Source organism: Microcystis sp. LE19-41.2A, from assembly GCF_027530405.1.
In the GTDB taxonomy this organism is placed as follows: domain Bacteria; phylum Cyanobacteriota; class Cyanobacteriia; order Cyanobacteriales; family Microcystaceae; genus Microcystis; species Microcystis aeruginosa.
In genome coordinates, this window is sequence record NZ_JAPZQJ010000679.1 from 1 (window position 1) to 11392 (window position 11392).

The 11392-nt window shown below is 41.4% G+C and carries 8 protein-coding genes; 2 read left to right on the top strand and 6 right to left on the bottom strand.

Going from position 1 to position 11392, the window contains the following annotated elements; all coding sequences use genetic code 11:
- Window positions 1-89: 89 nt before the first annotated feature.
- Window positions 90-845, bottom strand: coding sequence for an amino acid ABC transporter ATP-binding protein (locus O9290_RS27795; protein WP_190723085.1), 756 nt, complete (start codon window positions 843-845; stop codon window positions 90-92).
- Window positions 846-1047: 202 nt separating this feature from the next.
- On the opposite strand from O9290_RS27795, the gene O9290_RS27800 reads away from it, so the two are divergent.
- Window positions 1048-2559, top strand: a complete 1512-nt coding sequence (locus O9290_RS27800; RefSeq protein ID WP_287971399.1) for an ABC transporter permease subunit — start codon at window positions 1048-1050, stop codon at window positions 2557-2559.
- 662 nt (window positions 2560-3221) lie between these two features.
- Here O9290_RS27800 and O9290_RS27805 read toward each other — a convergent pair.
- The 5 genes from O9290_RS27805 to O9290_RS27825 are packed head-to-tail and all read right to left on the bottom strand — an operon-like array spanning window position 3222 to window position 10964.
- Window positions 3222-5882, bottom strand: coding sequence for a formylglycine-generating enzyme family protein (locus O9290_RS27805; RefSeq protein ID WP_288087759.1), 2661 nt, complete (start codon window positions 5880-5882; stop codon window positions 3222-3224).
- A complete protein-coding gene (locus O9290_RS27810) occupies window positions 5882-6970 on the bottom strand; it encodes an AAA family ATPase (protein ID WP_288057107.1) in 1089 nt (362 codons plus the stop codon). Before O9290_RS27810 ends, O9290_RS27805 begins: the two co-directional genes overlap by 1 nt.
- Window positions 6971-6974: 4 nt before the next feature.
- Complete coding sequence (locus tag O9290_RS27815) at window positions 6975-8597, bottom strand: VMAP-C domain-containing protein (RefSeq protein WP_288057110.1); 1623 nt, start codon at window positions 8595-8597, stop codon at window positions 6975-6977.
- A complete protein-coding gene (locus tag O9290_RS27820) occupies window positions 8588-9757 on the bottom strand; it encodes a caspase family protein (RefSeq protein WP_288057111.1) in 1170 nt (389 codons plus the stop codon). Before O9290_RS27820 ends, O9290_RS27815 begins: the two co-directional genes overlap by 10 nt.
- A complete protein-coding gene (locus tag O9290_RS27825; RefSeq protein WP_288057112.1) occupies window positions 9750-10964 on the bottom strand; it encodes a lipase family protein in 1215 nt (404 codons plus the stop codon). Before O9290_RS27825 ends, O9290_RS27820 begins: the two co-directional genes overlap by 8 nt.
- 385 nt (window positions 10965-11349) lie before the next feature.
- On the opposite strand from O9290_RS27825, the gene O9290_RS28375 reads away from it, so the two are divergent.
- A partial coding sequence (locus tag O9290_RS28375) for a helix-turn-helix domain-containing protein (protein ID WP_353737494.1) occupies window positions 11350-11392 on the top strand: 43 nt, incomplete at its 3' end.

Sequence of the window (11392 nt, forward strand, 5' to 3'; positions counted from 1 at the left end):
CTCCTATCTCCTATCTCCTATCTCTGGACTCCTATCTCCGGACTCCTGACTCCTGACTCCTGACTCCTGTCTCCTGAATTGAGCAAACCCTAATTACTATTGATGCGACTTAAAAAGGCTTGTAAGCGCTCGCTGTGGGGATGATTAAAGAAGGTGTCGGGATCACCTGCTTCTTCGATGACACCTTGATTAAAGAACAAAACCTTGTTAGAGACCTCCTTAGCGAACTGCATTTCGTGGGTGACGACTACCATAGTCATCCCCTCATCGGCCAATTGACGCATAACGTTTAACACTTCCCCGACTAATTCCGGATCCAGGGCCGAAGTGGGTTCATCAAATAAAATCACCTCTGGTTTCATGCAGAGACTGCGAGCGATCGCCACCCGTTGTTTTTGTCCTCCCGATAATTGGTCGGGATAAACATCGGCTTTTGGGGCTAATCCCACCTTTTCCAGATAATGAATTGCCGTATCTTTAGCCTCATTTTCCGAGTGGTGTAACACTTGCTTGGGGGCCAACACCAAGTTTTGTAAAACGGTGAGATGGGGAAAAAGATTAAAGTGTTGAAACACCATACTTACCCGGCTGCGTAAGTTGCGGAGGACTGATTGATTTAACTTCGGGGAAGAGATGTCAATCCCCATCACCTCCAAGCGGCCGCCGTTAATTGTTTCCAAACGATTGAGACAGCGTAAAAAGGTACTTTTGCCGCAGCCAGAGGGACCGATTACCGATACCACATCCCCTTGATAAAGAGTGCCTGTAACTCCTTTAAGTACCTCTAAAGAGCCGTAACTTTTGCGTAAACCTTCACTGACAATCACAGGGGTAGTAGTGGTCATGATATCCTCTCGTAAAAAATTTTACATTCTGTCTGTATAAAGGTATCGAGATTAGTTTCTGCCAGATTGTATCCTTGACGACATTTTATCAAGAGGAATAATCATAATACTCAAATAGTCTCTCTACATCTGTCTTGGGTGGGAAGTAGGACGAAATTACTAACTTAGTTGAGCGAAAAAATCAAGGAGAAACAATTAAAAAATGATTAAATTTTGGCGAGGGCGGGCGGTACAGAGAGTTATCTTTGCCTTGTTAGGATTAGTCTTGGCGCTTGGATTAACTGTTATTCCGGCTTTTTCTCAGACCCCTCCTAATCCTTTTCGAGTCGCCACAGAAGCAACTTTTCCGCCCTTTGAATTTCAACAAGGGGGACAATTAACTGGGTTTGATATCGATTTAATGCGGGCGATTGGCAAGGAAGCCGATCTCAACATTGACTTTAGAAATTTACCCTTTGATGGCATTATTCCGGCTCTACAAGCGAGAACAGTGGAAGCCGCTATTAGTGGCATGACTATCACCGCCGAACGCGCCCAAGCGATTTCTTTTTCTCGACCTTATTTTAGGGCTGGTTTAGCGATCGCTGTTCGGGAAGATAATAAGACAATTAAAAATTTTGAAGACTTAAAAGGCAAAAGAATTGCCGTCCAAATTGGCACTACGGGAGCCTTAGAAGCGACAAAAATACCGGGGGCAACAGTTAGTCAATTTGACTCGGCGGCTTTAGCTTTGCAGGAATTAATTAATGGTCGAGTTGAGGCGGTAGTTAACGATAAACCCGTGACTTTGTATGCAATTAAACAAGCGGGTTTACGGGGAGTAAAAGTAGTCGGAGAATTATTAACGGAGGAATTCTACGGGATTGCTTTACCCAAAAATTCCCCCTATCTCCAGTTAATTAATGATGCTCTCGGTCGAGTCATAGAAAGTGGTCGGTACGATGCTATTTTTCGGCAATGGTTTGGAGAAAAACCGCCAGAATTACCCTTAGTTGCCCCAGCTTTAAATAATTTACAGGAATCAAGTTTTAACTGGGGAGAATTATTCTATAACCTGATTGTGAAAGGGGTTCCCTGGACAATTCTGTTAACAGTTCTGTCTTTTCTGTTCGGGTTAATCGGCGGAACTTTAGTGGCCATTGCCCTGATTTCTCCCTACAAATGGTTAAAAATAATTTGCCGCATCTATGTGGATTTCTTTCGGGGAACACCGATGCTGGTGCAATTATTCTTGATCTATTTTGGTTTGCCAGGGTTGTTCCGAGAAATTGGCTTAAATATCGACTTAGATCGTTTACCGGCGGCCTTATTTGCCCTAAGTTTAAATGTAGCGGCCTATTTAGCTGAAATTATGCGCGGCGGTATTCAATCGATCGATAATGGTCAATGGGAAGCTTGTTCTAGTCTAGGAATGTCCCCAGTGCAAACCATGCACGAGGTGATTTTTCCCCAAGCTTTTCGCCGGATGTTGCCACCCTTGGGGAATGAATTTATCACCCTAATTAAAGATACCAGTTTAGCGGCAGTAATCGGTTTTGAAGAATTATTCCGGCAAGGTCAGTTAATGGTAGCTACTACCTATAAAGCTTTCGAGATTTATATCGCTGTTGCTTTAGTTTATTTGGTTTTAACTACCCTTTCCTCTGTGGTATTTAAGCGCTTAGAGATTTATATGGATCCCCTACATAAATCTAAACAGGAACAGAAAGCTTAGGGGCAACAGATGGGAACTGATAAGTAATAGGGCAAAATTAACTTCTTGGTTAGGATAGGCAAGAGGCAAGAGGTAGTTAAATATGTGCATTTAATTGTGTCTAGCTACTTACTAAATCCGTTTTTAATGGTATGATTGACTCCCGATCGAACTTTAAAAACCCACTTGCCACTTGCCACTTCTCAATCCCCACTTTCCTATCCTCTTTATAAATCTGGTTATTAAAAACTGATTATTTAGGGTTTGCTGAATAAATCTAAAAACCTTGTTGGATAGGGTTTTTAGACTTGTTTTCCCTCAAAAAGTGCCGACCTTTGGAGTGATTGGGGGGAAAATCCCTGGACTTTTTCCCTGAAAATTAGGTAATTGACCCCCTGAAAATGGGTAAAACCCCACACCCCACACCCCACACCCCACACCCTGCCACCACCGAAAAGCTTTTTCAGCAAACCCTATTTATTCCCCCTTTTGCATGAGTGCCTCTCCTGATATGTAGCCCATACTCAACGGATTTAGTATGATAACCGATAACTCTTTCATCGCCTTCATAAAATTTAACATTAACGCCATTTTCTCAAAAAAATCGACCCGCCTAAGGGCGGGAAAGAAAAGAAAAAAGAAAAAATAGGGAATAAGGGTAAAAGGGGAAAAAGGAAAAAGGGTTACAGAGTTCTCCCGAATACGCAGACTACCCGAAAACCGTTATTGAGGTAGCGGTCGTCGCGGCGGTAGAGGCTGCTGCGAATCGCGGAACGGCAGTTAAAAGGATAGTCGCCCCAGGAACTGCCCCGCAGAGGAGAACAATTATCATCCCCATTTTCTATCCAGGCACTGCCATCCCTCGGCGCACCGTCATAATTATTGTGCCAGGTATCGGCGCACCATTCCCAGACATTGCCGTGCATATCGTACAGTCCGAAGGCATTGGGGGGAAATTGTCCCACGGGAGTCGTTTCTCCTCGATGTTCTCCCTTCGCTTCCCCGGCGTAGGTTTTGCTGGCATTGTAGTTGGCCAATTCCCCGGTAATGGTTTCCCCAAAGTAAAATGGGGTGGTGGTTCCAGCACGACAAGCGTACTCCCATTCCGCTTCACTCGGTAGTCGGTATTCCCTTCCGGTCAGTTTCGATAATCTCGCACAGAATTCGACGGCATCGTACCAGTTGACTTGTTCCACGGGTCTATCCCAGCGCGTGGGCGATCCCCCCCTAGCCCCCTCTTCAAAAGGGGGGGAATCGGAAGCCCCCCTTTTTAAGGGGGGTTTGGGGGGATCTTTAAAGTGGGAGGGATCAGGATCAAGGTCTTTTTCTACTTTTAAATCCGTGCGAGAGGCAACTGCTCTCCACTGTGCCTGGGTGACGGGATATTTACCCATGAAAAAAGGGGGGACAGTTACTTGATGTTGAGGGTGTTCATACTTATAACTATCTTTCTCATTTGGCGGTGAACCCATCGTGAATGTTCCCCCCGGGATGGCAATCATTTCTAAGGTGATGTCGTTGCCCAAATCTTGGCTGAAATATTGGGCTTCTCTTGACTCTTTTTCGATTTGCTCACCCTTCGCATTTACTCGCACCACCTCAAAGTTAAATGGTAACAATTCTAACTTTTGCAACGTTTTAACTGAAACTGGAACTTTCTTTGATTGCGTATTTTGTGACGTTTGAGAACCAGGGGTACGGGCTGCCGTTTGCTCCAGTTGCTCTGCAATGGCCAGATAATTTCCGCCCAAATTTCTTAAGATTCTGGCCGACACTTCGGCAAAAGGACGAATAACACCCTGTATATCTCCACCTATTTCTGTTGAGGGTTTTTTCAATTCAGCGAGGAAGTCCCGTAATTCTAGGTTCAGTTGTTTGGCGATATATTTGGAGACGCGATCAAATACATTTACCGTAGTAGAGCGAGTAGAACTGAGTTGTAAAATGTCTCTTACTTCTGGATTGATAAAATCGTAGAGTACCGCATCTGGGTCAGATTCCTTAATCCCTAACGAACGAACGCGAAGAATACCGCCTAAAAATACTTCTGCGATTTGGACTTGACCTGCTTCTGGTAACATTTCCTTACGGATCAATCGAACTACGGGCAGAAAAATTGTCGGTGTTGCCGCTAACAATTCTGCTAATTCTTGAGCTAAAAGTGAGGCATTGTTGCGAAATCGTCTAACTATTTCTTCTGGAGTTAAATTTAGCTCGGCCTCGGGTTCTAATTCTTCTTTGGTATCGGGAGTCAGTACAAATCCTGCTACTTTAGTGTCACTGCGCCCCACGACTACACTACTCCATCGTTCGACACTGAAAGGTTCTAAAGTAAAAACAGGAATCGGTAAGCGATTCTGTTCACGAAAGACGTTTTCCCAAATCAGCACATCTCTAAATTTTAATCGACTATTAGTTAGGCCCGGTTCATCACTAAACAAAGTTACTTTCGCTCCCAATCCCAAGCCAGTTTTCAGCCAAAGCCATTCTGGAAGCATTTGCAATATAGCTAATGGACTCGATTGACTCCACAATTTTAAAAGCGGAAACATCCTACCATCTCGCCAATAGGATGCCACACAATCACTAACTACTACAATGAGACGACGGCCATTCGGATTGAGTAATTCTTTCGGATGATAAACTCTAGAATTAGTCTTGCTTAATCCTTTATAAAGAAATAGATTATTTTCCTTGAAAGCTAATTGCCAGACCTGTACATCACGAAAGATACCGTAATGTTGTAGTACAGTTTTAAGATCCGTTAAGGTTTGATGCCAAATATCCATCGACGGACTGCGATCAAATACCAATGCTAGTTCTAACCAAGGTTCTAAAGTTGGTTTAAAAACAGGGTTCAAGATTTTTTGGTCAGTTGCGGCAAAACTTTCCACTGTTCGTACTTCATCCAAAATACTTGGACGATCCTGTGTAGGTACGCGCCGCAATAATGTTTTTAAAGCTCTTGCCAAAGATAGAGAACTGCCCAAATCCGACGGATTATCGACCGGAAAAGTTAAAGAGCCACCGCCACCAACGAATGAATCTTTGCTTTGTTGTCGCGGGAATAAGTGTCCCACAGGTTCCGTTTTTTTCTCTTCTTCTTTCCCTAGAACCTTTTGTTTGGATTCAGATGAGGATGAAGAACTATTACCATTAGAAGAACCATCTTCAATTTCTTCTTCACTTTTGCTTTCAGTAGTTTCTACAATTTGAGGCCAATGGAGCAATAGCCAACACAAATCGGCCAACTCGTAACCGGTCATTTCTAGCTCTGACTGATTGAGAGTCTTAAGTAACCTTTTGAATCGATCCGGTTTCACTGATGCGGAAGCATCGCTCATTATAATCCCTCCGTATCGTTCAAACTCTTAAACAATAACTCTGTCAAAGATTTGCGATCGAGAGTGGATTCTGGACCACCAGTTAACATATATACAATATTAAGTAATTGATCTGTTGCCAAATCTTTTTTATCTTTACCCAGAAAATCTGTAATTAATTGACTAATACGATCACTAGACTTATTAAAATATTCATCACCCATGTGAGATTTGACTATGGATTTAAGATTATTAATGCCCGGATTGGGCATATTGATTCTAATACAACGTCTTTTGAAGGCTGGAGGAAAATCTCTTTCGCCGTTACTGGTCATAACGACGATAGGAAAAGCATTACATCCCACTATTCCGCTCTTTAGCTCGACGGGATGAAGATTTTTATCCCAGGTAAAAACCGAAACTGTTTTATCGGGGTTTCTCTCTGTCCAGCGTTTTATTTCGGGGATTTCATATTCGCCTTCTTCAAACAGATTGAGGAGGTCATTGGGCAAATTGATGTCGCTTTTGTCTATCTCGTCTATTAGCAACACTCTGGGCAAAGCTGAAGGAAGAAATGCCGTACCCAAAGCTCCTAAAGTGATATAAGAGCCAATATCTTGTTTTCCATCGGGTTCTGATTCTTGTAAACGTGCGATCGCATCATAACGATACAAACCATCCTGAAGAGTTGTTCGAGCCGTAATCGACCATTTTAAAACCGGACCCAATTTCAGTTGGTATGCTAAAGCATAGGCTAGGGAAGTTTTCCCCGAACCGGGACGACCAGTCACTAACAGAGGACGACGCAAGCATAAAGCCGCATTTACTCCGGCGATCACCAAATCGATAGCTTCCTGAAGTTGAGCATTTTGAGAATTGGTTTTATTATCAGCGATTTCTGACAAACGGAATTTTTCACCGCGCTCGCGATCTTTTTTTTCTTTCTCGACAAGTTTCAATAATTCTGACCAGCGATCGCTATCTCGATCGAGAATAGGTCTGTCGAAATTTCTCCAAGGAGGTGGAGAAGGAAGATTAAGAGTTTCAGATAGCTGTTCTCCCCGACCATTAAACGGTTGCCAGTGAACTGATTTAGTTTCTTCTACCATTTTATTACTTAGCTCCTATTGTTTGTAAGGGATTTTCTTCTGGCAAGATTTCTGGGTCTTCTAACAACATACCGAGATAATAACCAGGATACTGTTTACGCTCTGTTTCAGTCCTGGTTCCCCATGAAACAGTTCTTAGTTCCCAAGTTTTTTCCAGTAACCCACGACATCGATCGGATAAATTATCGCAACTCAGACATTGTGTAAATTCCTGTTCAAATTGTACTTCTGATGGAATAATATCCCAATTCCAAACGGCGATGGGAATACCACTATCAAAAATAGACTCAAAGAACCTCATACGCTCAGATTTATCGACAAAGAGAGAACCTTTTAATATAATCCCCCACAGATTCGAGCAATTTTTCATAAAAATCTCTAGTTCTTTCCAATTAGAGATTTGATTATTTCCAATCTCAATTATATTAGATTTTTGAGTATTTTTTATTTCATTAGCTAGAATATTCTTAGATATTTCCCGACAATTATCTCTCAAAAAAGTATCGATTCTTTCCCATCCTTTTTTGAGTGATCCGATGCGACTATTTTTCCGTATGCGTTCTCTACTTCTTAAAAATAGTCGGTAGTTTACTACCAATGATCTAGGTGTTTCTTCTTCATAAATTATTACCCAATTATCTAAATTAGAATGTAAATCAAAAATTGGAATAAATACTTCTATTCTTAATTCATCAATTGCTTTATCTCGAAATTGAGGCTCACTCTCAAGATAATCGATGTATGCTTTTATAGCTCTCGGAATATCTTCAAATTTAGGACAATCAAAGCCTTTTTTATCTCTAGATAATGAAATTTCAGATAGTTCATCCCGAAATTTAAACTGTCCCCTCACGTTCCATGTATCTTGATTTTCTCCATTGGCAAGTCTCTCAATCATAATTAATAATATCGGTGGCAAGCAAGAGCTATTTTTATTAACCTTAGTGCTAGGTAAGATTTCAGTTTTTTTCAAATCGCAATTAGCCTCATCTAACCATGATTTTATACGTTCGTTATCACCTAATGATTGAGCTAATTTTCTTATCAATGCTGTGGATTTATACTGGTCAAGAAATACTTGTTTTAATAATTCATAATTCTTGGTAAAACACAAACTCTTGATATAAACTTTGTCATCTTCATGTTTATTTATTTCTTCAATCTTAGAACAGGCTTGCCAAATATCTTTCCAATCGATTTCATCGAGAATCGGGCATATTCCCGACCATAAACGTTCAAATAATTCGTCGCAACTATTATTTGGTAATTCAATATTCTCATTATCAAAAAGAGTAATTGTCTTAGGAGATTGACTCATTTCTTTTTGTTGTTGTTTAGCAATATCACTAATAACTGCAATTAAACTATCGTAATAAACACTATCTTTTTCGTAAAAATTAATACCATCTATTAAATCACAAAATTTATCTATAAATCCGCTTAATGCTTTTAAAATACCCAATAATGAAGAGCGCATATCGCTTCGTTCTTCCACACCTTTAACACTCAAAAAACCAATTATATCTTTTCTCTTTTGGGGATCTTGAATAGAAGGGCAATTCTCCAAGGCATCAATCAGCCGATTGAATCCTTGATCACTTGGTTTAGTGGGAACACTCAACAACATTCTAAAGGAAACTCCTCCGGCAACATTTGTATCGTGGCTTTTCTTAAATTTTGCATGGCAACAGAATCATTTTCGTAGAGCATATCAATAACGTCTAATAGCTCCGCCAATCCTCCTGAATAACCACGAGAAGTTTTAATTGCACTTAATACTACACTGTTTGCATTACCTTCCATGATGATGTTATTGGCTATTTCCTTCCTGAGATTCAAAATAATATCTTTTCGACTTTGGGGATCTTGCATTGACTGGCATTGTAAAAAAAGATCGCGCAATAGGCCTAATTCTTGGATAGTTAAATTGCGAGGTAGCGGAAAACTATCCCGTTTCCCTGTTTTAGTGGCTGGCTCAATTTCGCTAAATCGTTCTTTTCTATTACCCGACCAGTCCTGATATAAAAGATATGAAGGAGTTTGCCTGGTGTGTTTATCTTCTCGCAGTTTGATGAACTTTTTCTGCACGGACTGCATAACTGACTCCAGATCTGGAGGCCAAATCTCTGTATCTTTTAATGAGTTCAATTCATTTAATAGTTCTCGTGAAAATATACCCGTTTGTTCGTCGCCTTTATTAATCGCATATTCTCCCGGATTGGCGGCAAACATTACCATTTGTTTTTGACTTGGCAAATGTTTACCGATAGGGGGAAGATCGTCAGGTGGAGTTATCTTTAATAATTGGGAATTAGCGCAAGCATCGAAGATTAGTAACTGCTGAGGTAAATTTTTATATAAATCGGTCTGCATAGCATTAAGCTGGGCAGTTAAATTCAGGTTCTTCAAGTCCTCCATTGTCGCATCGGCATAAATCAATCGACGATCGCCTTGAGGGACGATCCAACCGTGTCCCGACCAAAACAAGAAAAACAAGCTTGCTGTTTTTTTTCTCGCTTCTTCACGCAGAGCTTTATTGATTATATCTTTGGTCGCTTCTAAGGGTTTACTGTTGATCAGACTGGTAATCTCGTCAACGATTCCAGTATTGCGATCGAGTGGCGATACGAAAACCGAAATATTTTCGGGAGGCACATTTCGATCTCGTAACCATTGACAGAACTGATAAACATCATTGACCGGGCCATTCAAATCTGGAATGGAACTAGAATCAGCATACTTTTCGATTCCCACTAAAATTGCTTGTGTTGTCGATGGTTCAGCCATTAGCTACCTCCACCATCTTCTGCCAAACTGCATCCCAAACCTTGTCATTATTCCAATATGCACCATGAGACTCAGGGAAAGGTTGTTTGCTATCTATTTCGACATCTTGTATCTTTCCGGGGAATATTTTCTCCCCTACATAACTCAGAAAATCGTTGCGATCATAAATATTTAACCAATCGGGGAAAGTATCCGGCAGCTTGGCATTGGGATTATATTCCATCCCCACCAAAGCATTCAGTTCATAAAGAATAGGAGATTGAGAACCGATCGTCACCAACAAAGCCACTTGTGGTAATTGTTGTTCTAATAGCAAATCGACGGCAATAATACCACCCAAACTATGGGCGATTAATACGGTGGGATATTCCAGACGTTCAACGGTTGTGCGAACAAAGTCTCTAAGCTTTTGTCCCCTTGCTTGATACATCAAAATATCTCCCAAAGTGCCACTATATTCTTCCGTGAATCCATTTCGCTTTCTTTGGAGATTATTCTGAATAATACGCCTGATCGTACCAGAAATCATCTCTTTTATGCCGGACAAAACTCCTTTTTCCGTACCCCCTAATTCCGCCGCTATTTGCTCGACAATTTGATCTCGTAATCCCCCATTAACCGATAAGGCAAATTCGCCATAGTTATCCCTTACCAAAATAGCACTCTGGGCTACCAGCGCACGGGCGATCGCTATGCGGTATTCTCCTAATGGTTCCGTGGCGGATTCGATCGCTTTTTGATAATCGCTTTCGTTGACGATAATGGATTGGGATTGAGAAAAAAACTCGCCAATTCCAGCCTGATCGAGCATTTCTTGCAGATTAGAGGATGGATTTAAGGCTCGAACCCGATTATCCAAATCCTCGCCTAGCTTTTCCCCAAAAACAGCCCCTTTGTCCTCGGAACTTATGGTTAGGATTTGCAGTTCGATGAGTGGGTCTTGATATAGTAACTCCCATAAACCCAGAACATAGTCTTCATCAGTTAAATCGGTTTCTGAGGCTTTTTTTTGATCCGACACTGGAATAGATAGTCCCCCAGCATTTAACGTTGTGCCGAGGGAACCACCCCAGTAACACTTATGAAAACGCAAATTTTCATTGCGTTCTTTCAATTTTCGGATAATGATACTAAAAGTTTTGCTATAGGCAGGTTCTCGTACCCCAGTACCGTGGATAAAAACTAGGTTCCAATCCCATTGTCTCATCGACTTACCCCATCAAACCGACTCATTTCTTCACTCAAGATACTCAATTTCTTCACTCTTCTCTATCCTCTGACTCAAAACAAGGTCTTCACGTCCCCACCTGACCATCGACCTACCGATTGGATACGGAGACCATCAGACCCCTACCCAATATTATCTCAAGACTAAAAGGTTTTCTGGTGGAGAAATCGACCCAATTGACATCCTCGCCGCCGGGGCCGGACGGTGATGAGCGTGAACGAAAAGCGTATTACAGTTTTCTTAAAGGACGGTAGCCAAGAGAAAATCGTCATCGAAAATTTTGGGTCTGAAACCCCGTCGTTCTACGACGGCTTTACTGTTAAATATGAGCATCGTTTACGAAATATATGCTAAAATGTGAGGTATGGAAAAAGCCTATTCGTTTCGATTTTACCCCACACCCGAAC